Annotated in this window: 16 protein-coding genes; 6 read left to right on the top strand and 10 right to left on the bottom strand. The window is 43.8% G+C overall.

Annotated elements, in window-relative coordinates; translation table 11 throughout:
• Positions 1 to 14: 14 nt before the first annotated feature.
• The 6 genes from JGK22_RS09560 to JGK22_RS09535 all read right to left on the bottom strand — a co-directional run bounded on the left by JGK22_RS09560 (position 15) and on the right by JGK22_RS09535 (position 13,258).
• Entirely contained in the window at positions 15 to 1,949 is a 1,935-nt protein-coding gene (locus JGK22_RS09560) for a tetratricopeptide repeat-containing sulfotransferase family protein (protein ID WP_293312748.1), read from the bottom strand.
• Positions 1,942 to 6,033: a tetratricopeptide repeat protein gene (locus JGK22_RS09555; RefSeq protein WP_293312746.1), complete on the bottom strand. Its 4,092-nt coding sequence runs from the start codon at positions 6,031 to 6,033 to the stop codon at positions 1,942 to 1,944. Before JGK22_RS09555 ends, JGK22_RS09560 begins: the two co-directional genes overlap by 8 nt.
• A 24-nt stretch (positions 6,034 to 6,057) precedes the next feature.
• A complete protein-coding gene (locus JGK22_RS09550) occupies positions 6,058 to 8,922 on the bottom strand; it encodes a tetratricopeptide repeat protein (protein ID WP_293312744.1) in 2,865 nt (954 codons plus the stop codon).
• 645 nt (positions 8,923 to 9,567) lie between these two features.
• Positions 9,568 to 10,428 carry a calcium-binding protein gene (locus tag JGK22_RS09545; RefSeq protein ID WP_293175451.1) on the bottom strand — a complete coding sequence of 287 codons (861 nt, stop codon included), beginning with the start codon at positions 10,426 to 10,428 and terminating at the stop codon, positions 9,568 to 9,570.
• Between the two features lie 1,129 nt (positions 10,429 to 11,557).
• Positions 11,558 to 12,430, bottom strand: a complete 873-nt coding sequence (locus JGK22_RS09540; RefSeq protein ID WP_293175453.1) for a calcium-binding protein — start codon at positions 12,428 to 12,430, stop codon at positions 11,558 to 11,560.
• A gap of 651 nt (positions 12,431 to 13,081) precedes the next feature.
• Positions 13,082 to 13,258 (bottom strand): hypothetical protein, encoded by a 177-nt coding sequence (locus JGK22_RS09535; RefSeq protein ID WP_293189505.1) that lies wholly within the window; start codon positions 13,256 to 13,258, stop codon positions 13,082 to 13,084.
• A 1,541-nt stretch (positions 13,259 to 14,799) separates the two neighbouring features.
• Here JGK22_RS09535 and JGK22_RS09530 point away from each other — a divergent pair.
• Positions 14,800 to 14,997: a hypothetical protein gene (locus tag JGK22_RS09530; RefSeq protein ID WP_293175455.1), complete on the top strand. Its 198-nt coding sequence runs from the start codon at positions 14,800 to 14,802 to the stop codon at positions 14,995 to 14,997.
• A 755-nt stretch (positions 14,998 to 15,752) separates the two neighbouring features.
• Positions 15,753 to 15,953 carry a hypothetical protein gene (locus JGK22_RS09525; protein WP_293175457.1) on the top strand — a complete coding sequence of 67 codons (201 nt, stop codon included), beginning with the start codon at positions 15,753 to 15,755 and terminating at the stop codon, positions 15,951 to 15,953.
• A 295-nt stretch (positions 15,954 to 16,248) separates the two neighbouring features.
• Here the strand turns inward: JGK22_RS09525 and JGK22_RS09520 are convergent, their stop codons facing one another.
• Together JGK22_RS09520 and JGK22_RS09515 are read right to left on the bottom strand one after the other, a co-directional pair.
• Entirely contained in the window at positions 16,249 to 16,791 is a 543-nt protein-coding gene (locus tag JGK22_RS09520; RefSeq protein ID WP_293204384.1) for a pentapeptide repeat-containing protein, read from the bottom strand.
• A gap of 31 nt (positions 16,792 to 16,822) precedes the next feature.
• On the bottom strand, positions 16,823 to 18,010 hold the full coding sequence (locus JGK22_RS09515; RefSeq protein WP_293189509.1) for an RNA-guided endonuclease TnpB family protein: 1,188 nt from the start codon (positions 18,008 to 18,010) through the stop codon (positions 16,823 to 16,825).
• 142 nt (positions 18,011 to 18,152) lie between these two features.
• Here JGK22_RS09515 and JGK22_RS09510 point away from each other — a divergent pair, with 142 nt between their 5' ends.
• Positions 18,153 to 18,668, top strand: coding sequence for a phosphoribosyltransferase family protein (locus JGK22_RS09510; protein ID WP_293196629.1), 516 nt, complete (start codon positions 18,153 to 18,155; stop codon positions 18,666 to 18,668).
• 293 nt (positions 18,669 to 18,961) lie between these two features.
• On the opposite strand, the gene dxr is transcribed toward JGK22_RS09510, so the two are convergent.
• Positions 18,962 to 20,152, bottom strand: a complete 1,191-nt coding sequence (gene dxr, locus JGK22_RS09505) for a 1-deoxy-D-xylulose-5-phosphate reductoisomerase (RefSeq protein WP_293233127.1) — start codon at positions 20,150 to 20,152, stop codon at positions 18,962 to 18,964.
• A gap of 295 nt (positions 20,153 to 20,447) precedes the next feature.
• Here dxr and JGK22_RS09500 point away from each other — a divergent pair, with 295 nt between their 5' ends.
• The 3 genes from JGK22_RS09500 to JGK22_RS09490 all read left to right on the top strand — a co-directional run bounded on the left by JGK22_RS09500 (position 20,448) and on the right by JGK22_RS09490 (position 25,129).
• Complete coding sequence (locus tag JGK22_RS09500) at positions 20,448 to 22,010, top strand: DUF2079 domain-containing protein (protein WP_293204468.1); 1,563 nt, start codon at positions 20,448 to 20,450, stop codon at positions 22,008 to 22,010.
• A 51-nt stretch (positions 22,011 to 22,061) separates the two neighbouring features.
• Positions 22,062 to 23,585, top strand: coding sequence for a DUF2079 domain-containing protein (locus JGK22_RS09495; RefSeq protein WP_293189513.1), 1,524 nt, complete (start codon positions 22,062 to 22,064; stop codon positions 23,583 to 23,585).
• Between the two features lie 104 nt (positions 23,586 to 23,689).
• A complete protein-coding gene (locus JGK22_RS09490; RefSeq protein WP_293189515.1) occupies positions 23,690 to 25,129 on the top strand; it encodes a DUF2079 domain-containing protein in 1,440 nt (479 codons plus the stop codon).
• Between the two features lie 83 nt (positions 25,130 to 25,212).
• On the opposite strand, the gene JGK22_RS09485 is transcribed toward JGK22_RS09490, so the two are convergent.
• The coding region (locus JGK22_RS09485) for a transposase (protein ID WP_293312742.1) at positions 25,213 to 26,146 on the bottom strand (934 nt) is incomplete at its 5' end.

Here is a 26,146-nt window from a genome sequence, read left to right as displayed (position 1 = left end):
ACCGCCGTGTTATCTTATTCCCAATCAAATTTCCGCCCCAAATACTCCTCTAATTCCTGATTGTAAGGTTTAAAATAATCACTCAACAGCTCGCGAACTGACTCATTTACCCGCTGATAAGAACCAGGATTAGCATTTTGGTATTCAGACAATTGATATTCCGGTAAATCTAAAAATGCTAAAACTTGCTGTACAGTCGCCGCCGCACCTGCATACAAATCTTCGCTTTGCAAAACTAACAACTGTTCTCGGGGGAAGAAAGCCAGCCAATTTTTAATAAATTCTATATACCTGCCGCGAGCTAAGTAATTCCCAGGTTCTTCGCCGATGATGTATTCTGGGTTTTGATTCAGCCGTTCGATTTCGTCGCTAATTGCCCGATCGAGCGATCGCCCTTCCCAATTCAAGCCCTTTAAGCGGTAAAAATGAGAAATCGCCCGATCGACCGGATTTCGCAACAGCACAATCAGCTTTACCTCTGGACACGCGCTGTAGAGACGTTCCGGCGCTTCCCGAAAGTCAAAATAGCTCGGACTTGCCTCACCCGTTACAAACTCCTCTCCGGGCGGCATTAGGGGAAAATGCGCCCAATACCAATCAATCCCTCTGTGGAAGTGCCAGGAGAAAAAATCCATCTCCTTTTTAATTGGAGTCAAAATTTGCGGGTGTTCAGCTAAATAAGTGTACAGAGAAGTCGTCCCGCAGCGCTGAGAACCAATAATTATAAACTTAGGAAATTTGACTGGTTTTAAGTTACAATTTTGTGGCACAGGCATCTTGCCTGTCTCTGTATTTTGTGGCACAGGCATCTTGCCTGTCTCCATATTTTGTGGCACAGGCATCTTGCCTGTCTCTGTATTTTCTGCCACAGCTACATTGCTTGTTTTTTTATTAATAACAGATGCAAAACTTTGTTTGTAACTGACAGTTTGATAACAGCTAATCGCCTCAGCAATTTTGCCTTGCCTCGTCAAAACTTCTCCCAAATTCAAATAAGGCCAAAAAGCCTCCGGTTGAGCATCAACAACTTCTCGGCAAAAGTTCTCAACTCGATCCAGCTTGTTTTGCTGAATCAAAACTTCCCACAAATTGTAATAAAACCACCAAGGAAGATCGGGATTTATTGCCATTGCTTGCAAAAATGCCGCCGCCGCTTCCTCCCCATATTTTTGCTGGCTCAAAACCGCACCTAAATTGTAATAAGACCAGCAATCATCCGGTTTTTGGGCGACTGTGGCGCGGGCTGAGGCTAAAGCGCGATCGCACTCGATGGCTTCGCTAACGCACTTTTGCTGCTCCTGTAACAACCGCTCCAAGTCTGCTGAAGACAATCCACAATCTGGGATAATTGTCAAGATTGTTTTGTAAATAATTGTTGCGCTTTTTGGGCGATCGCGCTTTGCTAAATTCTTTCCTAACTGTAAATAAAACTGCAAATTTTCCGGTGTAACTTGCAATTGAAATTGTTGTGATAATGACTTTGAGTCAGACTTTGTTTGTCCGAGAGCATATCCAAGCTTCTCGTAAATTCCCGGCAAATTTCCGTCAATTTGAATAGCTTTTAAATACGCGACAATAGCTTCATCCCACTCTTTAAGTTTAGTTAAAGCGTTGGCTAAATTGTAAAAAGACCAAGCAAAATCTGAGTTGAGTGCAATCTCGCAGCGGTAAGCAGCGACAGCATTCTCCCAGCATTCGAGTTTCAGTAAAGCATCACCCAAATTATGATAAGACCACGAAAAATCTGGATTTAACTCAACAGCTTTTTTGTACGCCGCGACAGCATCCTCCCAGCGTTCTAGTTTCAACAAAACATCGCCCAAACTGTGATGAGACCACGAAAAATCTGGATTTAATTCAACAGCTTTGCGGTAAGCAGCAACAGCATCATTAAACTCACCGCTTTCTTGCAAGGAATTACCCAACTTGTGGTAATCGTGACTATTCATGCACAACTCCTGCAATATTCATTAACTTCTCTAGCGAGTTCATATCCACCCGCATATCTTTATGTCCCGAATATTTATGAGTTTGGTCATCAAACAATTCAGCAATTAAATAGTAATGTTCCAACTCACACAAATTACTAATAGTCCAAAAACAAGTTGGCACATAAATCGGAGAAAAAATCTCAATTACTTTAGTTCCCGGAGTGCAGAAAACTAAATTAGTCAATCCACCTCCGTGGGGTGCGACAACTACCTCAGCCGCAGCCAAACAGGCTGCTTGTTCCGCTACCGACATCATTTCTAACTTAACTGTACTAAACCCAATTTTTTCTAGATAGGCGACAACCTCTTCGTCATTGACTATTCGCCGATAGGATGCTCGATTTCGACTGATATAAATTCGTTTTGAATATTTTGTATTTTGGGAATTATCTTGATTTAAAAATATTCGTTTCAGATATTCGCATTTCCATTTAGAGGTTCCCGAACCACCATCACAAATTGAAGGAACTATTAATTTGTCCGCTGTAAAGTGAGGCAGGTAGCGACTTTCTAAAATTTTATCTAGTGGAATTCCTAAAGTATTTAAACTTTCTTTTTCATAAGACAAATCGCAAGCATTGATAACAAACTTATCAATAGTGTCTATCAATCCGCAGCGCTGCAAAAGCTCGAACCGTGTAACCACATCAAACATCCAGTGAAAATAAGCTGCGCCTCCCCAGCGAGCGGATAAAAAAGCTACATTTCCCTCGATGTGTTCGACGGGAGACAATTTGTCGGATGTTATTACCAACTCAGGACAACCCATTGAAATATCGGTGACAAGTTTATTGTCTGAAGTGATGACGGCGGTAGTAGCAATATCTGCCCAAGCTCGTCCTTTTGGTATGGTAGCAACAAAAGATTTTTTGATATAAAAGATTTCATCTTGCCAACATTTGCTGTTGCTATGGATTGTTCTGGAATCGGATAAATTGATTTCACTTGCAGGATAGATGTCAATGCAAGTAATGTTCGGTTCTGACTCTGCTGTAACTGCTAAGTCGTCAGTAAATCCACAGTGTTTTTGGAGAAAACTCAACGGTAGCATTTTATAGCCTAATCTGATGATGTCAGCTTGATCGACTTCTCCTTGTTGTTCCAAAGTATAAGCGATATGATAGTAAATTCCAAACAAATCTGGTTTGATTTGCAGGGTTTGAACCAAGTTAGATATTGCCTTGTCCCACTGCTGTTGTGCAATAAATATCAAACCCAATCCTTCGTAACACCAACAGGAATTTGGATCTACATTGATGCCTTGCTCGTAAATTGCGATCGCCCTTTCGAGTTCCCCTTGCTCCCGCAGCGCATCGCCCAGCTTCTTGTACAGCCAACTGTGCTCGGGTTCTAGCTCAACAGCACGAGCAAAAGCAACCGCTGCTTCTGACCAATTTTCTAGTGATTCCAGAACTTCCCCCAAACTATTGTACAGCCAACAATCATCGGGATTTAATTCAATAGCTTTGCGGTAAGCCGCGGCCGCCTCTTCCCAATTTTCCACTGCAATTAAAGCCTTGCCCAACCTGTCGTAAGACCAACAAAAATCGGGATTTAACTCAATTAACTTGCGGTAACTAACAACAGCCTCCTCCCACTCAGAAAGCTCCATCAGCACATCGCCTAAATTGTTGTAAGTCCAACAAAAATTTGGATTTAATTCAATGGCTTTGCGGTAAGCAGCAGCAGCTTCGCCGTATTGCTCAATCACCTGCCAAGTTTCGCCCAAAAAGTGGTAAGACCAGCTAAAATTAGGGTTGAGTGCGATCGCCTGTTGGTAAGCCGCCGCACCTCGCTCGAACATTTCTTTTTCTTGCAAACTTTTGCCCAACTTGTGGTAAGTTGAGTAGTTGCCAGACTTAATTTTAATAGCTGTTTGATACCGTTCGATCGCCTCATCCACATAACCTGCATCTGCCGCAATATTCCCCAACTTTTCCCAACCCAGAGACAAAAGAGTTTGCTCCTCGCCCAAACTTTCATTGCCGATTTTTTTAACAATCAGTTGATAGCCTTTGTGGACTAATTTTAACTGACTTCCAAACATCTCCAGAAAAACATCAATGCCGATTTTAGTATCTTGCTCCGGGCTGTCGGGAAACGTAAACTGATAATCGTCAAAAATCATCAATCCCCCAACTTTCACCAACCTCCAAGATAAAATCGCATCTTGCAGAGCGCTGGTGGGTTTGTGACAGCCGTCAACGTAAGCAATATCGTAAAATTCTGAATCCAAGTTTACTAATAAATCTTGAGAGTAACCTTCCAATTCAATTACCTTCTCACCAACCCCCGTTTTAACAATATTGCCCTTAAAAGTTTCTTGAAAATATAAATCGATGCAAGTGATTTTGGCAGTCTGATGAGTTAAAATATTATCTAGCAGCCAGCAAGCCGACATTCCTTGAAAACTACCGATTTCCACCACTTGAAAATCTGCAATTCCTGTAAGCGGCTGCAAGTGCCGTTGCCAAATAGGAATATTGTGGGTAAACCAATCTTGAGTAAATTGATAATCTTTCTGTGCACACTCAGGCCAACCCCTCAATGCGCTCGCTTGTTGATGGCAAACGATCGCTTCTTCCAATTCCCCTAATTGCGGTAAAATATTGCCTAAATCATTGTAAGCCTTAGAATTAGTCGGATCGATCGCAATTTGGCTGCGGTAATTAGCAATTTGTACGTATAACTCCTGTTGTTGCGCGCGAACTTCCTTGAGTTGCGCGACAACTTCCGCAGCATTGGGTTCAATCTGCACGGCCATGCTATAAAATACGATCGCACCTTCGAGCTGCTTCTGTTTCGCTAAACTATTGCCTAAATTTATAAAAAAATCAGCTCCATCTAACTCAATTTTTAGCAATTTATGGAAAAATTCCCCGCTACCAAGTGCCTCAATACCTTGACAGAAAGTTGCGATTGTGCTGTCTAACCCCGATTCACTGCGCTTCCGCAAAACATATCCCAACCTCTGATTAATTCCTCTCAAATTAGGTTCAAGTTGAATCGCGCGCAGGAAAGCAGCAACAGCTTCATCCCAGGATTTTTCGCAGGTTAAGGCAATTCCCAAATTGCAATAAAACCAAGGAATATCTGAATTTAGTTCGATCGCTTTGCGGTAGGAAATAACAGCTTCTTGCCACAGCTTTTTGTGAGCAAAAGCTTCTCCTAGATAATTATGCGCCCAATAGGAATTATTATTAATTGCCAGAGTCTGGCGGTAACATTGAATAGCTTCATCAAACTCACCTTTCTGCACAAAAACATTGCCCAAACCAAGGTAAGCACGAGCATAATTAGGATTGAGTTCAATGCTTTTGCGGTAACAGGCGATCGCCCGATCGCCTTCTCCTCGCTCCGCCCAAGTTTGACCCAAGCTGTGGTAAGATTCAAAAGAATCTGGATTGATGGCAATGGCTTGTCGGTAATTGGCGATCGCCTCATCCCACCGTTTCTGTGCGACCAGCATTTCGCCCATATTGTGATAAGCTGTTGCCAGTTGCGGGTCTAGTTCAATTGCCTGCGAATAACACTCAGTAGCGCGATCGAGCTTTCCCAATTCAACTAAACTATTTCCCAGAGTGACGTATTCCTCAGCCGTTGCCCAATTTGGCTCGATCTTGAAAGCTTGATACCAACAGTCTGCCGCCTGTGCTCGCCGATCCAACTGCATCCAAATTTTCGCCAACAGCCGATAAGCCGCGGCAAAATTCGGTGCTAGGGCGATCGCTTTTTCACAACTGGCGATCGCCTTTTCCCACTGTTTTCCTTGAGAATACAAACTGCCTAGATTAGCATAAACTTCCGGCAAATTCGGATTGCGATCCAGTGCCGCTTCATACCACTGTTTAGCCTGCTCGACTTCACCTTGAACCTGCATTACCTTCCCAAGTGTCTGACAAGCCACCGCCAAATTCGGTTCAATTTTCAGCGCTGACTCGCAAGCAGCAACTGCCTCATTCAACCTTCCTTCAACCAAATAAACTTCTGCTTGCCGATTCAAATCAACCGCTGCTTTTTCCATCTTCTCAATCGAGGGCATAAATAAACTTACTCCAGACGCCAGCTAACGCAAACCAACTACTTCAACCATCCTTTTCAGCGAACTCATGTTCACTAAAATATCCTCAGTCAGCGAATTTTGATACATTAACTGTCTAATAGGATAACATTCAAAAGCCTCACCAGCTAAAAAGTAATGTTCCAACTGCAAATATTGACTAATTCCCCAGTAATAATGACTGATATAATGAGGCGACACCAACTCAATTACTTTAGTTCCAGATTTACCAAAAATCGTATTTGTTAACCCGCTACCGTGGGCAGCAACTATCACCTCAGCATGGTAAAAATGAGCAATTTGCTCTGCCAAAGACATCGACTCAGGTAAAATAGAAACAAAGCCCGATCGTGCCAAAACCTCAACCACATCTTCCTCGTTCAAAACTCTGCGATATCTGGCTTTGCTGCGACTGATGTAAATGCGCTTTGGATAACTTGAACCAGGTATAATTCCCTTGAGAAACTCCCGCCTCAAAAAATCGATCGCCCATCCGGACGGCCAGCCCAAATATCCCGGAAAAGAAGGTACAATTAACTCTGTTGCTTGCAGGTGAGGAATGCGATCGCTCTCCAAAACCTTTTCCTCGGGAATTCCCAGAATCCTGAGACTTTCCCGCTGAAAATCGTGCTGACAACTGTTCACCAAAAACCAATCAATTTCCGCCAAATCCCTACCGCTGCGCCGCAGCAATTCTATCCTCGGCAAAACGTCCACCATCCAGTGAAAATAAACATTTCCCGATAAACCAGAAAGCACCGCCACGCTGCCGTCTATCTGCTTTAAAGGTGGAAAGGATTCTAACTTAAAAACGCTGTGTTTTCTGATATCATGCTTCTCGCATCCCGGCAACAAACCCGGATAATCTCTCGACACATCAGCCAACAAATAATTATCAGGAGTCATGACAGCAATCGCCTTGCAAATCAGCCAATAATTTTGCTGCGGCACAATCCAAACTCGCCCGTTGGGAATCTGTGCGACAAAAGTTTTTGGGGAATCCACAGGTATCGGCTGCGAGTTAGACAAACGGCAAACTCCCCAACCCAAATGCACCGGATCGAACCACTTAGAAATTCTGTGCAAACACAGCCCGCAAGTTAAACCGGCACAATCGGAATTTGCCAACTGCGAATTAACAGAAAATTTAGAAGTCTGAATATTTTCTACCCTGGCTTCTGTTGCAGATTCCCAAACAATTTCCACATAATTGCCAGCATCCAACTTAGCATTAACCAGCCAATCCCAACTCGATAAATAAATACCGCACGGACGTTCTAAAGAATTGCCTTCTGAAGATATAAAACTCTGTCTGCCCCACTGTTTTGGCTGTCCATACCCGTGCAATTGCAACTCTAAAACCTGTTGATAATAATCGATCGCCCGTGCCCAATGTCCTTGTTTCTCCAGCAGTTTCGCTAACTCAAAATAAACATGAGGTAAAGCTGGTTGAATTTTCAAAGCCATGCGGTAAACGACAATTGCCGGGCCGAATCGGTGCTGCTGGGCCAAGCAATTTCCCAGCCGCCAGTAAAGCTCTGCATTTTTGGGCTGAATTTGCAAAGCTTTTTGATAATAAGCAGCGGCTGATTCATATCCGCCATACTCTGTTAAAGCATTCCCCAAATGCAGGTAAATTTCTGCTAAATAATCGCATATTTCACCAATCGGTAATTGGGCATCGGGAATTGGGAATTGGGCATCGGGAATTGGGAATTGGGCATCGGGAATTGGGAATTGGGCATCGGGAATTGGGAATTGGGCATCGGTAATAAATCTTCCTTCTTCCTTGTTCGCTTTTCCTTGTTCCTTGTTCCTTGTTCCTTCTTCCTTCTTGCTTCCAGTTAGCGCTTTCAGAAATCGATCGCACGCAGCGATCGCCCTTGACAACTCATCATCCTCTACAGTGGCAACTTGCCTCGTTTCTCCCAAACGGCAGTAAGCCTCAACAAATTCTGGCTTGAGAGCTACCGCCTGCTGAAAATAAGGCATGGCTTCGGCAATTTTGCCCAAAAACATCAAAGAAAATCCGGCGTCTGTATAGCCGGAAATATGTTGGGGATTGAGTTCGATTACCCGATCGAAACAAGCAACCGCCGCCAAATGTTCCCCCTGCAATTGCCAAGCTTTCCCTAGATTGTAGTGAGCCAAAACCATCTCCGGCGCTAGCTCGATCGCGCGACGGTAAGATGCGATCGCCTTTTCGGGACTTTTTTCGTGGAACACCTGGCCCAAATTATTGTGCGGCGTTGCCCACTCCGGCTTAATCTCGATCGCCCGCTGGTAAATCTCGATCGCCTCAGCAGGGCGATCTTCCTTCAGCAAAATCACGCCCAAATTGCTGTAAGCTTCTACATAATCGGGCCCGAGGGCGATCGCCTGACGGTAGCTATCAATTGCCGCTTCTAGCTGATTATTTTCATTTAAAACCACAGCCAGATTGAATACAGCAAGTAAATAATCGGGTTTTTGGGCGATCGCCTTTCGGTAACAGTCGATCGCCCCCAACAAATTACCCTGATTGTGAAAAACATTTCCCAAGTTATAATTTAACTCCGGCCAGTCTGGCTTCAACTCCAGAGCTTTGCCGTAGTGAAAAGCCGCCTCATCCAGCCAGCAATACTCACTGTAAAGTTGACCCAAGTAAGCATGGGCCAGCACAAACGTTGGCGAAATCTCCAAAGCTTGCACAAAAGCATCTCTTGCTGCCGTCGGATCTCCGCTCGCTTCGAGGATTTCGCCTAAAGTGGTGTAAGCTAGCGGCGAAAATGGCTGTCGTTCGATCGCCTGATGGCAAAAATCGATCGCCTGACTTAACTTTCCCTGCTTCAAATAAACTTGGGCTTGCCGGATGTATTCTTGAGTGGTCATTGCTTGCCGTGCAGTTGCGGTTGCTTTACCGCTTCAGGAAAACGTATAAATTTTGATTTGAAAGTTTGATATTTTCAGACTATCTATATTTTAGGCGATCGGGTTCACAATTTTTATTACCCGGAGATCCTCGTAAATCCCCCTTAAAAAGGGGGACTTTGATGAAGTTCTTGTCCCCCCCTTTTTTAAGGGGGGCTAGGCAGGGTGGTTTTATTGTCGGGAAAAGAAATCTGAAACTACCAAAATTATCGCTCAAAGATTGGCTCACGCTTGGGCGAAGGTACGTAGTTGCGCTTCAGCGCTCTTTATAAGATTAGGAAAGAGCGCCCAAGCGCAACTACGTACCTAATTTGTGTTACCACAATAAAACCACCCTGCTTTTTAAGGGGGAGTAGGGGGCAAGCTAAGGGGGGATCTGGCTTAACCCAAGGGTCTTGATTTATATTTTGTGCGATCGGGCAAAATATTAATTCGGTCGATCGGTGTTGGTCGATTTTTTTAAATGATCTTGCTTCACTTGAGCCATTGAATATTTCAACCTCACCCCGCTGTTGGCAGAATGAGGTTGAAATCCTTTCAAACTATCAGCTTTTGTGAGAACAGCCCCGGATAAAATCCGGTGTCGCCCCACAACCGCCAGTTGTTTTAGAACAGCTCGAAGTTGTTCGAGGTAATAGTCAGGCCAGGCTGCAACTGAGCAACCTGTAACACTCCGTTGCCACCGTTGAAGAACAACGCACCGTTTGTCGGGTCGTAGATCAACTTGTTACTGGTGGATCCTGGGCTGCTGGCGCTGAAACCAGAAACGACGACAAACTCGCTCGCCTCGAAGCTGCTGCCCAAACCAGCGAACACACCGCCCTGCTTCAAGCGAATCTTATCTTCACCCGGTGTAAAGTCAGTGATCGTGTCTATGCCGTCTAATGTGCCGGTAGCGGCGGAGGTGGCGAAGTAGAACGTGTCGCTGCCAGCACCGCCAGTCAGGACATCGCTGCCTCTGTCGCCAGAGATAAAGTCATTGCCAGCGCCACCATCGACAGTATCGCTGCCTTTACCGCCCCAGAGGGTATCGTTGCCATCGCCACCGCTGACAGTATCGCTGCCTTCGCCGCCGAACAGGGTATCGTTACCAGTTCCGCCGAGTACGAGATCGTTGCCTTTGTCTCCAGAAACCAAGTCATTGCCAGCACCGCCGTCGAGCTGGTCATTCCCTTTGCCGCCAAAGATTCTATCATCGCCGTCACCACCAGAGACAGCATCGTTGCCACTGCCTGAAACGAGGGCATCGTTACCGCTGCCGCCGCCGAGACTGTCATTGCCGCCACCGGAAAAAATGATGTCGTCCCCACCGTTACCGGCGATGACATCATCGCCCCCAAAGGTCAGGATGATATCGTTGAGATTGCCTGCACTTAATCTGTTTGCGCCTGTGGTGCCGACAACACTGGAGCCGCCAGCTCCTGGCAAAGAAACTGCTGGTTGTGTTGGATTAGTTACCTGTGTCATTTACACTCCTCCTAAAAGATGAATCACTTTTCTACAATACACTTTTCCCTCCAAAGGGATTCAATAAATCGAACCGGACATCGGTTGAGACCCTAATTGACCCGGCTGCTATAAGCTGTCATGTAATTTAATTTTTGACATACTCACCGCCCTAAAAGTGCGGTGATTCTTGACGCTTCATCGACTGATGCTGGTCGTAGTCTTACTCTGTCTCTGCGTCCGTTTAGAGTCTCCCAATGCCCTATGGCGACTTTTTACTCTGCTATCCTACGGTTGGAGCTAACCATTGCCCTTATAGCCGTCTCTAAGTTTGCCCGCATCGTAGCTGTTTCAACGCGTCTTGGGCCTAGAAATCTTTTGAGTGTTGTTATATTACAGGCTTTGCCAATAAAATTAGGAACAATTAAAACCGTCCTAAAAGGACGGGGCTTGTATCCCAAATTTTTGGTCAGCAGGGAGCCGGGAACCGCGAGTTGAATCTTGTATTCGTTGAGCAGCAAGTATCAGTTGTTTTCTGCCTTGGACTCTCGGCTCCATCACTCCCTCCTCTAGCACGAAAATATTCCACTTAAACGTTTGTGAGTCTACCATACGTACCTTGGGTGCGGCTACTTATTTTTTAAACTGTAGCCAGAAATACCAAGTCTAGACATTTGCTTCTTACTTCATCGGGAGCATGGGAGCGGTTATCCCTCGGTAAGCTTTCACGATGAAAGCCAAGCGCGATAAATTAATTGCTCTCAAGATTGAGAAATTGCACCGCAGTCCTTGGCAACTGTCGATCGCCCGAAAGTTCGATCGCCCGCAATCGAGCTTAAACTGAGTTGCGATTTTTCAGTAGACTCTGAATCACGAGACTTTTAAGTTCCGCCCAGAGTTCCCGAAAAATAAAATTTGTTGAGCAGCACATTATTCCCTGGAAATTCAGCCCATCGGCGTGAACCCCCAGAGTTATGATTTGAGATTTTTATACTCTAAGATTATTTATATTTTGGCGATCGATTTGGCGATCGATTACTTAAGCACATAGCATCACTTTCTTAAGATTGAAGCCTTCAAAATTGTCAGACTGCCGCGTGAGAACAGCCCCGGAATCTGTCCGGTGCTGTTCTGGCAAGAGCTAGTTTTTCTAGAACAGCTCGAAGTTGTTCTTGCTGACAGCAGTGGAGCTAAGATTGAGCCCCGGTTGCAGTTGAGCCACAGTCTTCACTCCGCCGTTACCTGGATTGTAGTACAACAAACCGTTTTGCGGGTCGTAGACGATCTTGTTCAAAGTATTTGCTGGTGCGCTTCCGGGAGCAAAACCAGCAACCACGATAAAGTCGGTAGCATCGAAAGAGCCACCCAAACCAGAGAAAGCATTGCGATCGAAACTGAGTTTATCTTCACCGGGGTTAAAGTCGGTAATTGTGTCAATTCCATAATCGCCACCAACACCAGCAAAGTAGAACGTATCGCTACCGGCGCCGCCAGTCAGAAGGTCAGATCCTCTGTCGCCAGAGATAAAGTCATCCCCTCTCCCACCATCGACAGTATCGTTCCCTCGACCGCCGAACAAGCTGTCGTTGCCGTCACCGCCCAAGACGATATCATTGCCGTCACCGCCCAAAGCAGTATCGTTACCCGATCCGCCAAGTACCGTGTCATTGCCCCGATCTCCGGAGACGAAATCAGCACCATCACCGCCGTTGACGAGATCGAAACCTTTACCGCCGAAGAGTGTGTCGTTGCCGTTACCACCATCGACTACATCGTTGCCTGTACCAGCGTAGATAGTATCATTGTCGCTGCCACCACCCACACTATCATTGCCACCTCCTGAAAAAATCAGGTCATTCTCACTGCCACCAGCAATGATATCGTTGCCCCCAAAAGTTAGGATGATATCCTCTTCGATCGTTCCACGTATCCTGTTATCGCCTTGGGTGCCGATAATATCAAGTCCACCCCCACGATTTTCAACTGCCGATTGTGGCTGAGTTGGATTAGTTACCTGTGTCATTTACATTCCCCCCCTAAATTATTTTTTCTACTTGTTCCCTTCAACGGGATTTCATCAATTAAACGGGACATCGGTTGAGACCCAGATTGACCCGGCTGCTATAGGCTTTCATGTACCATTTTTAATGGGACTATGCTCTTTGATAGAACTTGCACGCCAGATGGCAAATAATGATCGATCGCACAAATTGCGATCGTCAGGATTGCGTAATAATTAACAGAGTGCCATTTCTTAGTACGCTTCAATCAACCTGACTGTTCAGTTAAAATATTAGTTCCCCAAAAAAACAAAAACACTAGATTTATCTCCAAAGCATTAAGCAGCAAGGTTTTAGAGGCCGAAATGAGTTATCCCCACAAGTTATCTGTGGGAATGGCCCGTGCATAAGATATTTTCTGTCATGGGAAGCACGTCAACGCAGCCTTCCACAACAAATCAATAGCAGCCCTTTGTAAAAGTGTCAGTGCTGCCTAAGTCTTAGGTAAGTTGGAATACAGCTATATTTAAAAAATTAATTTTATAAATTATAGTTTTCAGCAATTATTTATTGCTAATTGCTAATTCCGACGCGCTCGAACACAATAAATTAACAATTAGCAATTTCCCGAAAAAATCGTTGGCATTCATAGACAAGCTGTACTATTTACCCGCTCAGTGTGATTCTAAGTCTGCTGGTGACCCGTTGACATAGCTCTGGCTGTCGTAGCTGTAGATGTGAGCGTCAGTTTGGAAAAGATAATTGATTGAACTAGCTGCATAGTAGGTCAGCACTAGCAGCGACACTGCGTTAAGAATTCCATAAATTCGCTTCTCAGACATTTCGTTCATTTTCACTCCTAGGGTTTGTGCAAATAGTGAATTTTGATACTGTGACGGCACTTTTTTGGGGAAGTTCCCAAAAATGCAGCACCAGATCAAAATTCCATCGCTCGCCTTATAAACTCACTCGTTATTCCTCCCATAAAACAAGTCCTGCTTGAGACAAGCAAGAGTTTTGTTGGCTATTTCATATTGAAGTCTCTGCCTTTAATTGTGTATCTAACTGTGGTAAGAGTTTCGGACTTGTGGCGATGTCGAACTCTACAATTTTCTGTTGGAAAGCTGCTACAATCTGTCAATATCTAACATCAAAAGCTTACAGGGTAAAGAGTATAGCTTTTTATCAAAAACCAGCAATGATTTTCGCCAATTCGATTAATGGTACGCAGAAGCCGGAAATAATAAAAATCATTAAGTTGTCAGCCGAACGCTAAAATATGTCTGAAGTTATACTCTTGCCAGCAAGAAAACGTGTTAAATTTCCTGTTAAGTTTGAGCTTGGTGGAGGTGGCAAGATAATTTATGACTGAAAAAATTTTGCGGTCGCTGTCCAAAATCGGGGTCTCACACTTTTGACCAATCAATCCCAAATCGAAAATCGAAAATCCTCTCTTCCCCCGAATTTATCCGTGGGGTCGCCTCTAAAATCTAAAATCTAAAATCTAAAATCGATTGACTGAGTGGCAGCCTTAAATCACAATCTCACCAAATAACAGCAGGCATCAAAAAACAGAAGGCAGAATTTGATAGGGGTAAAAACATACTGTTTTAGGATTCAGTATTTTTATTATCTGATTCCACCTTCTAGATGCCACGTTTTGTAATAAAACAAGATGATTTACTCGATGGGAGGAGCGAGGAATGATGATTCAGGCAAGATGACTAACTATGTTTGAGTCAGTTACTTCCACAATTTACTATAATTTTTGCTCTGCTTTAGCTTCTTGTTCAACCGACTTTCTGCTACTAATTTGAAACAGGGATAAGGGTAGAACAATAGGCCAAACCAGGGGGCCGAGTAGTAAGGCCACCCAAGAGAGCAAGTCTTTTTTGGATGTTGAAGTATCGTTCCAAAAAACAATGAACCAAACCACAAAAACGATTAAGGAAACCGAAAAGTAGCCAATAATGAGCATTCTTTTACCTGCCTGCCTATAGATGGGGTCGAAGTATTGATAATTTATTGTATCTCAGGCTGCGGCTCGCCGATCGCAACTGGAGGCCTTGGTGAGGAGTGTTGAAAACGAACAGTTTTACCAGTCTGGGAGTCCACAGCCTAGGATGTCGGAGGCACACCGACGAAACCACCAACAATCGCGCTCAAAGTCTTGCCATCAGGAGTTTTTGAGGTTTCGTCCAACCTGGAGGCTACCGCCACAATCACAGCCAATGCGATCGAGGTCTCTCCTTTTAAGTGATTTGACTCACGTACACTTAGAGATTTAGATCACAAGCAGATCTCAGAAAGATCACAGAGCTTACCCGACGGCCATCACCCTACTCTGTTCTCAAATGCTGGATATTAGAATAGCCGAGTTCAACGAGATTTCATGCAAACTCTGACTTTAAAATCCGATCGCACGATCGCTGAACTATTTTATCAAGTAACGCATTCGGGCAATCTGAGTCGTACCGAAAGTCACGGACTGCGTACACTTTGTGAAAGCGCTCTGTGCGAAGACGATCGAGATGCAGTCAACCGCCTACTTCACGCTATCCGCCGCGGATGGGTCAGAATTTCCGATTAGTACCCTCAGACAGTAAGTTTAGATTGGTAGTTCTACTCTGTCTGGTGTAAAGCTTTGCCCGCAAGTAAGATTTCCGTGAGTAGGTCTCTCCATTAACCCTCTCAAAAATATTTTTTGTTGCGATCGTGGCGATCGCACCCGGTTTCTTGAAGATGCCGGGATTTTTGATGCAAAACCGTTAACAGTCCTTAGTGCTGTCCCCGCACGCGGACAGTAGTCAGTAGTCAGCAGCGGGCACTCATTAAGTATATCTACGGAAAAAAAAACTACACAAAGATACCCAGTAAATGCAAGCAAAGTGGGTTTCCCAACACCGTAAAAGTTTTACGTTTAATATCGGTTGATTTAGTTAGGAGTAATTACTTAGTAGTCATCGCAAAAAAAAGGCAGTACATTGTAGGTGTTTTTCAGCGTCAAGATCGCTCATATACAAAAGAGTAAATGAGTGTTCTCACCCCTCAACGCATCTATGTTTATTGGTAAGGACATACTTAGTGATTTGTTAAATTAATATTAATTTGTTTGTCAGCAGCTTTTAACAAAAAACACAGATTTTGGAGTTACTAAAAAGGAGGAATCGGGACGGGGTTTGTGTTTCGAGATGCTCTCTCGATCGAGGAAACATCCGCTCCCCAAGTCCGATTGACACAAATCACCAATCAAGACAGAATCGATCACATTTACTGGCGTATTTGAATCACATAAATATTTGGAAAATCAGTCAATAATGTCAAAAGTGATTTCAAAAAAAACCAATGATGACCCAAACGTTTTTACCTCAATTTACGATTGCAGAGCTAGTGTTTCAGGTATATCACTCCGGTCTGCTGACTCCCACTCACCGACAACAGCTCAAGAGTGCGCTATTAAATGACTGTCTTACCGAAGAAGATCAAACAGCCATCAACCGCTTGCTCCACGCGGTTCGCCGGGGCTGGCTGAAAGTTGTAGATTAAACTGTTACCCAAAATTTTGCCACTTCTCTTTAAATGCACTGTCAATCAATTTGAGATTTGAGATTTGAGATTTGAGATTTGAGATTTGAGATTGTCTCAACAGATAAATCTGGAGATTGAACTTTGATCTAAAATTTTTGACTCTCCACTAGGCGAGTCTCGGAGGCCTGTCTCCGTTTTTGGGCGGGGTAACCTGAAGATCGAATTAAATCCCCTCAATAAAATCTGGAATTAAGCTAAATGTAGGGTGCGCCACCAGCACCCTGCGGTTTTAAATTCTGTGTTGCAAGCTTATTTACTCCGAGATTGTGCCGTCAGGCATCATAGCTTCTCTCAGATTCGCCTCCTTCCAATTTGTCCCGCGCAAAGAAGCTTGATGCAAGTTTGCTCCCCTGAAATTTGCTCCTTTAAGGGAAACTCCGCTCAAATCTGCTAGATGCAGATTTGCACAAATCAGGTTAGCTCCGCTCAAATCTGCTCCCTTCAAATTAGCTTTTTCGAGATTTGCTTCTGTCAAATTAGCCCAACTCAAATTTGCTTGAGTGAGATTAGCATGGCTGAGATCGGCTTGTGTTAAGTTGGCGTCAGTTAAATTTGCTTGAGTCAGGTTGATTCCGCAAAGTTTTACTTCTGTCAAATTGGCACCTTGCAAGTTAGCGTTAACTGCATAAACTTGAATCAAAATTGCCCGTTGAAGGTTGGCATCTCTGATGTCTGCACCCCTGAGACTCGCCCCCGTAAAATCTGCCCCGCTGAGCACGGCACTCCGCAAGATAGCTCCGCTCAAGTTTGCTCCCACTGCATTGCATTCGCCAAAATTAGCCGACTTGACATCCACCCCGGCGTAAACGCACGGGGATTCCTAAGACTCACGACTTAGGTTTCTGCTTCCGTCCACTAGGGGTTTTCGCACCTGCCTTAACAGATTTACTCTGTTCGGGTCTTACAGTCGCTCCACAGACTGACACGGCAAGCCCTGCCGCCAAAATGTTATGAGCTGCATTGATATCTCGGTCATGGTGAGTACCGCACTGAGGGCAATCCCATTCCCGGATATTCAACGGCATCTTTTCAACGATGTGACCGCAATTGCCACATCGTTTAGAACTCGGAAACCAGCGATCGATCTTAATTAAAGTGCGACCGTACCAATCGCACTTGTAGTCAAGTTGTCTGACCAATTCCCCCCAACTTGCATCACTTATAGAAGCAGCAAGTTTCCGATTTTTAACCATATTTTTCACAGCTAAATCTTCTACGGCGATGGTTTGGTTTTCACGCACCAACCGCGTTGTTAACTTGTGAAGATTATCTTTCCTTGCATCAGTGATTTCTTGATGCACTTTCGCTACTTTAAGCCGTGCCTTTTGACGGTTGTTTGACCCTTTTTGCTTGCGACTTAAAGATTTCTGCGCTCTTCTAAGCTTGTGATACTTGGCCTTGAATCCTTTGGGATTGGCAATCTTTTCGCCGTTGCTCAGTGCAAGCAAGCTTGTGATTCCTAAATCGATGCCGACTTGACTGTCTGTTTTAGGTAGTGCTTCAATTTCAACATCTACCAACAGAGAAACTGACCACCTACCTGATGGTGCAAGCTTCACGCTTAAGGTTGATGGTGTTGCACCATCAGGTAGTGTCCGGCTCCAGCGAATCGGTAACGCTTGGGTATTTTTTGCTAGGTAAACTTGTCCATCTCTGAACTTAAATGCTGACTTGGTAAATTCTGCACTACCACCATTGCGTTTCTTTTTGAAGTTGGGGTATTTCGCCCGCCCGTCAAAAAAGTTAGTATAAGCTGTTTGTAAATGTCTCAAACACTGCTGCAATGGCACACAGCTAACGTCATTGAGGAAATCTAATTCCTCAGTTTTTTTCCAATCTGTCAGCATACTAGAAGTTTCAGCATACGCTACCCGTTTTTGGTCTTTGTACCAAGCTTCAGTCCTCGCTGCCAAAGCGCGGTTGTAGACCAAACGGATACAGCCCAAAGTACGTCGCAACAAACTTTCTTGTTCCGGCGTTGGGTAGAATCGATAGCTGAAGGCTTTTAGTGTCATGCTTACCTTGAGTGCGCTATTTTCACATACTAGCACGTCTTATGTGAAATAATAAGTCTTAACAAAAATTTAAGTAAAGCCGTCCTATAAGGCGATGCACTGAGCGTAGCCGAAGTGACGGGGTTTCTAACCCAATTTTATGATGAACGACCTTTACATTTCTTGGTCTGAGTACCACCGAAAAATTGAAGATTTGGCTGTAAAAATTGATGAATCTCAATGGAAATTCGATCGCATTGTCTGTTTGGCGAGGGGAGGGCTGCGCGTCGGCGATACTCTGTCGCGGATTTTCGACAAACCTCTGGCGATTTTAGCGGCCTCGTCCTATGGTGGGGCGGAGGGAAAAGTCCGGCGGGCGATCGAGTTTGCGCGGGATTTGACAATGGTGGGCGATAATTTGGGCAGCCACATTCTGCTAGTTGACGATTTGGTGGATTCGGGAATTAGTTTAGAGCAAGCTATTGTTTGGCTGAAGAGTCGTTACGGCGAGGATATTCAGGAAATTCGGACTGCTGTGCTTTGGTACAAGGCTTGCTCTGTTGCAGTGCCCGATTATTATGTAGATTATTTGGCTGACAATCCTTGGATTCATCAACCTTTTGAAATGTACGAAAAGATGAGTGCGGCTGATTTGGCGGCGAAAGCGGGGAGTTACTGAAATCCGCCCCTAGGCGTGTTTTGTTTGAAGTTGCTCTTTTACCCAAGCTCGAAATGCTCTGATTGTTGGGCTTCTTCCTTGGGTGTTGCTGCGATCGACATATTGGGGAATTATATCAATAATGGGAAAATATAAGACGGCGGTTGAAACCGCGTCTACAAAAACGAATTCCGCCTCCGCGGAATGAAGAAATAAATGAAGAAAATCGCGTAATTTTCACCATCTTATCTTCAACCCGCGCACCATCCGGGTTTTGTTTGTATAGACGCGGTTTCAACCGCTCCATCTAAGAATCAGCGAACCGAAAGAATACGATCGCCCAATTCGACACTTCCAGCCAAAACTTCCTGACGCGCCCACTTATCCGCCGCCAGAATATCATCCAAAGCAGGAGTTTCACAGTTATCCGCTTGATGTTTGTCGCACACCTTCTCAATCAACTTCGGAATATCCAAAAATGTAATCTTTTCCTCCAAAAATAGCGCTACCGCCTGTTCGTTTGCCGCATTCAGCACCGCCGGCATCGAACCACCTGCACGTCCCGCCGCATAGGCTAACTGCATACAAGGATACTTTTCGTGATCGGGTTCTCGGAAAGTTAAATCACCGGATTTTACTAAATCCAGCTTCGGCCAATCTGTTTGAATTCGCTCCGGCCAAGACAAAGCGTAAAGTAGGGGCAAACGCATATCCGGCCAGCCCAATTGTGCCAAAACCGATGTATCTTGTAGCTCAATTAACGAGTGAATGATACTCTGGGGATGGATGACAATATCAATGTCATCATAATCCATGCCGAACAGGTAATGAGCCTCAATTACTTCTAATCCTTTATTCATCAAAGTAGCAGAATCAATGGTGATTTTCTGCCCCATCGACCAATTCGGATGTTTCAAGGCATCGGCGACTGTTACTTGTGCTAATTTGTCGATCGGCAAATCTCGAAAAGAACCGCCCGAAGCTGTGAGAATAATTCGGCGCAACCCTCCCGCCGGTATGCCTTGGAGGCATTGAAAAATTGCCGAATGTTCCGAGTCTGCCGGCAATATTTTAACCCCGTATTTTTCGATCAGGGGGTTGACAACGGGGCCGCCGGCGATTAATGTTTCTTTATTGGCTAAGGCGATATCTTTGCCTGCTTTGATAGCGGCAATTGTTGGCAGCAAACCGGCACAGCCAACTATGCCGGTGACGACGGCTTCAGCATCGCCATATTTGGCAACTTCGACAACGCCTGACTCGCCAGCAAGTAAAATAGGTTGAGGGTCGAGATCTGCGATCGCGCTTTGCAATTCCTCTAATTTATCTTCGTCGCAAATCGCGACAATTTCTGGTTTAAACTGGCGAATTTGTTGTGCGAGTAACGTTACATTTCGTCCGGCGGTTAACCCGACAATCCGAAATTGTTCCGGGTATTGAGCTACAATATCCAGAGTCTGAGTGCCGATGGAGCCTGTGGAGCCGAGAAGAGTTATTGCTTTCACAATTTTTTAAGGTTTTGTGGATTATTCTAATATTACGATTACCGGAACTAAAATTAGCGGTTAACTATGCCGCAATACGGTTCAATTAAGACAGATCCCCCCTAACCCCCCTTAAAAAAGGGGAGTAGGGGGTGGGACAAGAATGCTCTCAAAGTCAACCCCTACTCCCCTTCTTAAGGGGGATTTAGGGGGATCTCCGGCGCATAAATAGTTTTAAGTGAACCGTATTGAACTATGGCGTGGTAAGCATATTTGAAGGAATCATATTTTGAGTCGTCAGTTAGTGCCAGATTTCATGGAAAATGGGGAAAATTTTGCTGATGACCATGAGGATATCGGCGTTGGAATCGGGGAAAATATAGAAGAAGGTCGATCGCGCTTACCGTCGAGTTTGGTTTGGGCGATCGCCATTGCTGCTACAATTTTCTTTGCCTGTAGCAGTTTACGGCACGCTTTATTCCAATCCACAGCCTTCGATTTGGGAATTTTTGACCAAGCAATTTACTTGCTGAGTCAAAACCAAACGCCGTTTTCTTCCTTGATGGGTATTCATATTTTGGGAGATCACGCTGCGGTAATCTATTATCCGCTGGCTTTGCTGTACAAAATTTACCCGGATGTGCATTGGCTGCTGTTGGTACAAGCAGTTGCTTTATCGCTGGGAGCCTGGCCTAGCTGGAGTTTAGCGCGTTTGGCGGGTTTAAATCAAGAAGAGTCTCGTGCGATCGCCCTAATTTATTTGCTCTATCCGGTGGTATTCAACATCAACTTATTTGATTTTCACCCGGAAGTAATCGCTTTACCCGCACTGTTAGCAGCAATTTTAGCAGCGCGCTTAAATAAACTGGTGTGGTTTTGTACCGCAATTCTGCTGGTGTTAAGTTGCAAGGCAGTTTTGTCTATAACCGTTGCTGCTATTGGCTTCTGGTTATTTGTTTGCGAGAAAAAACAACGATTTGGGGCGATCGCACTTTTACTCGGTGTAGCATGGTTTTTGATAGCTTCCCAAAAAATCATCCCCTACTTTAGCGGTAGCGAAGTCGCCGGAGTCGGGCGTTACAGCTATTTAGGCAAATCAGTCCTAGAAATCATCATCAACCTCATATTAAAACCACAGCTAGTATTAGGAAAAATCCTTTCCTTCGACACATTCAAATACTTATTTGTCCTCACCTTACCCGTAATTTGGCTGTTGCTGCCATTCTCCCGCAAAAGCAACCTCAAATATTTAACATCCCTAATTCCAGCCATCCCTACATTAATTATCAATATCCTCTCCGATTTACCATTTCAACGCAGTTTAGCTTATCAATATTCAGTGCCAATTGTCCCATTTTTAATCTTAGCAATTATCGCCAAAGAACAAGCAATAAAAAATACAAACATACTCAATCAACCGTTATCTAGCGCACCAAATACCGCAAAGCTACAATTTAAAAACATCCAAATTCGGCAACTTTGGCTGGGAATGCAATTACCCAAAGCAATGATAATTTGGTCATTAATAATATTCCTATTGCTGGGAGAATCCAAAGACTTTATTCTGTACGCAAATAGACTAGATACCTGGCAAGCCACACGAGAAGCAATCGCCAAAGTTCAACCCCAAAGCAGTATTTTAACAGATAATAGACTTGCTCCTCACTTTGCCCATCGCCCCACAGTCAAATTACTTTCACAAATTTCACCCCAAACAAATTTAGCTGAATTTAAATACATATTATTAAATCTCCGCCATCCCTGGCCAGATACTGAAAAAATTGGTAACACCTTAGCAAATCAACTTAAAAACGATCGCGCTTTTCAATTAACTTATCAAAAAAACGAAGTTCTACTATTTAAACGCATCGCCGATTAAACCAAGAAAATGCTAACCTTACAATCCCCAAAATCCCATCCAGTATTGTTAATGATTGTCGTAACAACGATAATTTTATTTGTAGCCAGCAGCGCCCGCCACGCTTTATTTCATTCCACTGCATACGACTTAGCCATTTTTGACCAAGCAATTTACTTAATCTCCCAAAATCAAACACCATTTTCCTCATTAATGGAAATCAATATTTTAGGAGATCATGCTGCCTTTATCTTCTATCCCCTAGCCTTACTCTACAAAATATATCCCGATGTTCACTGGCTGTTATTCGTGCAAGCTTTTGCCCTAGCCTTAGGTGCTTGGCCTAGTTGGAGTTTAGCACGTCAAGCGGGATTAACTGAACCAAAGGCGATCGCCATTTCAGCCATGTATCTGCTATATCCCGCAGTATTTAACGTCAATCTCTTCGACTTCCACCCCGAAGTCATAGCAATGTCCGCCATTTTAGCAGCAATCCTAGCCGCCAGACTGAATAAAACATTGTGGTTTTGTGCAGCCATCCTCTTAATCTTAAGCTGCAAAGCCGTGCTATCTTTGACAGTCTTGATGATGGGAGTTTGGTTATTCTTCTTTGAGAAAACCCGCAAGTGCGGACTCATTGCTATATTTCTCGGTGCAGCCTGGTTTTTGATAGCTACTCAAGCAATCGTACCATATTTCAATCAAGGCAAACAACACGCAGGTGTCGGGCGATATCAATATTTAGGAAACTCAGTTTTGGAAATTGCGATTAATTTAATCTTGAAACCAAATCTCATTTTAGGCCGTTTGTTTTCGACTGATACTTTCGGATATTTGATTTTGTTGTTTTTCCCTGTAATTTGGTGGCTTTCCCCGCGCCACCTGTCACCATTAATAGGTGCTTTTCCCATGCTAGTGATGAATATTCTTTCGGATATTGACGCCCAGCGAGATTTGATTCACCAGTATTCAGTACCGATATTTCCTTTTGTATTAACCGTGGTAATCTCTACCATAGCAGACAGACAGCAAAGAGGCAATAATTTTTGGAAAAATGCCGGAAATTATCTATGGAATCACCGCAATTTGATGCCGCGAATTTGGAAGCCAGTCTCGAAACGTATTTCGATTAAATCTGTCAAACATATCTGGATGCGCCGCCTGTGGATTCACCGCAGTTGGAGGTGGGGAAAATTGCTATTTGCTAATGTGTCTAAATTGTTAATTTTGTGGTCGTTTTTGAGTTTCTTAATTTTAGCAAAGTATGGATATTTTGGGACAATTTATTTAGAGTCTCTCGATACTTGGCAAGCGACGCGGCAGGCAATTAATAGAGTGCAAACTCAAGGCAATGTCTTAACGGATAATTCCCTAGCAACTCATCTCGCTCATCGTGCAACAATTAAATTGTTGCATCAAGTTGCCAACGGACAAAGTTTGAATGAATTTGAGTATGTGCTATTAAATATGCGCCATCCTTGGCACGATACTGCGGATACTGCTGCGAGTGTCGTGACTCAACTGAAACAATCTCCTGCATTTAAAATTAGCTTTCAGCAAGATGATGTTTTTTTGTTTCAGAAAATCAGCAATTAGTAGACTTATTGCAATTATTCATTGATAAACCAACCGCAGATTTAAGGCAAATGCAACACAGACAGACGCAGATAATTTTAAGATAATTTGGGAATGAATACAATATGAACAATTTTAAGCTAAAATATCATCCAGTAAGTTGGCAAATCGCCCTTTTCGCCCTAATATTTTTTCTATGCAGCAGTGTACGCCACGCCCTGCTTGAATCCAACGCCTTTGAGCTCGGAATTTACGATCAAGTAGCGTATCTCATCAGTCAAGGAGAAACGCCATTTTCCTCATTTCTGGAAATTCACCACCTGGGAAATCACGCCGCTGGGGTGATGTATCCCGTGGCTTGGCTGTACAAAATATATCCCGATGTTCATTGGCTGTTGTTAGTGCAAGCAGTCGCCCTGACATCCGGGGCTTGGCCGGCTTGGGGTTTGGCCATTCAAGCTGGGTTAAAGAATAGTATAGCTTGGGCGATCGCCTGTATCTACCTTTTCTACCCCTTAGTCTTCAATGTCAACCTCTTCGACTTCCACCCCGAAGTCATTGCTTTACCCGCACTGCTAGCAGCAATCCTCGCCGCGCGGCTGAATAAAACTCTGTGGTTTTGTGCTGCCATCGTCTTAGTTTTGAGCTGCAAAGCCGTGTTATCTTTAACTGTAGCTGCGATGGGATTGTGGCTCTTATGTTTTGACAAAAAACGCAATTGCGGGCTGATAGCTCTATTTCTTGGCGTAGGTTGGTTTCTGGTAGTTACTCAGGGAATTATACCATATTTCAATCAGGGAAGAGAACACGCGGGAATCGGGCGATATCAATATTTGGGAAACTCGGTTTTAGAAATAGCTGTTAATTTAATCTTGAAACCAAATCTAATTTTAGGGCGTTTGTTTTCTGCTGACACTTTTGAATATTTAGCCTTATTAATATTACCTGTAATTTGGTGGATTTCGCCACGGCATCTGACACCTTTAATTAGCGCTGTACCAATGTTGGCGATGAATATTCTTTCGGATATCCCCGCTCAACGAGACTTGATTCATCAATATTCTATTCCGATATTGCCGTTTTTGTTGGTTGCGGTAATTTCTAGTTTAGCAGATAGGAATCAGCACCAGGGAAATACAATCTTTGATAAATTGCCAATTCCTAAATATCAATTACCGAGAGTGATTGTAATTTGGTCGTTAATTGGTTTCTTAGCTTTAGCGAAATACGGCTATTTTTGGACTATTTATGTAGATTCCCTCGACACTTTGTCGGCTAGCAGAGAAGCGATCGCCCTCGTCAACACAAAAGGCAGTGTTTTAACCACTTCTCACATGGCTCCGCACTTAACGCACCGCCCTGTAGTACGCTTAACTCAGGCTCAGACGCCTCCTGGAAATCTCGCAGAGTTTGAGTATGTCTTGCTAAATCTGAGGTATCCTGGCTGGATGAGCGATCGAGCTTTTGTGCAAAACCTCATAACTCAACTCGCCAACCATCCCCAATTTACACTCAAATATCAGCGGGATGACATTTATCTATTTGTCCAAAACGCTAATAAATGATTTTATATCATCTCATATCGAGCGACATAATATTTTACCTGGTCAAATTGACGCTTAATAGCTGGTAAAAGTATAGTCATCTATTACATGACATGGGAGGCTTCAATTCCCTCCCCTTTCACTTTTACTTCGAGCGGATTAACCCGCCTCGGCTGAGCTACGCAGCTCTCTATCCCATCGCCAAAGGCATTTGGGATTGCTTTTCTCAAAATATTATAAGATCCATTAACATCAGCATTAATCAATCGACCGTCTGATGTTTTGTACAATCCTCTCTTAATTCGCTTTCCACTAAATTTGGCATCCTGGGCGCCAATATTCCCATAGACAGGAATTGGATCTAAATTTAAAAAATTCGATTTGGAAGTATAGGATTCTTCTTGTTCTATCACTTTTATTCCCATCAATTCAGCTTTGTATTTCAACATTTCAATTAGTCGAGCATGAGGAATGCTGACAAAGTTTTGATTTGTTTTCTTGCCTAAATTGATCTCATTTTTCCATTGTACGTTTTTGCCAATTACTAGCGTCCCTATCTTTTGTGATGCGAGCAGATTGACTATCTGCCGACTGGCGTGGTGCAAGTAATTATCCACTTTTTGTCGCCCGTTAATCAGTAAAGGGACAAATCCCGGCTGATTTGAAGTTAGCGCTACTAAATTATTCAATCCTAAATCGATACTAGCTACTAATTCTTTTGGGTTTTCATCAACGGTGGACTCCGGCTCAGTATCAGCATTGTAAATTACCTCAATTACATAGGAATCGCATTTTGGCACTAATCTAATTTGACAAATTTGTTCGGGATTTACAAGAGTCTTTATTGAGATATTCGTACCGGAAAGCTTGATAATTCCTTTCTTTAGTTGCTTACTACTAATCGCCTGAATGGTATAAACGAGAATATTTCGACCCTTGACTTTATCTTTGTACTTCGGTAACTTTGGGCGTCCACTAAATTTTGTGGGTTCATTTTTGTAAGCTTTGACTGCTTCAAAGAAAGATTTCCAATTCTTG

Origin of the sequence: Microcoleus sp. PH2017_08_TRC_O_A (genome assembly GCF_020738665.1) — a bacterium.
In the GTDB taxonomy this organism is placed as follows: Bacteria; Cyanobacteriota; Cyanobacteriia; order Cyanobacteriales; family Microcoleaceae; genus Microcoleus.
This window is presented reverse-complemented; position numbering and strand designations above follow the sequence as displayed.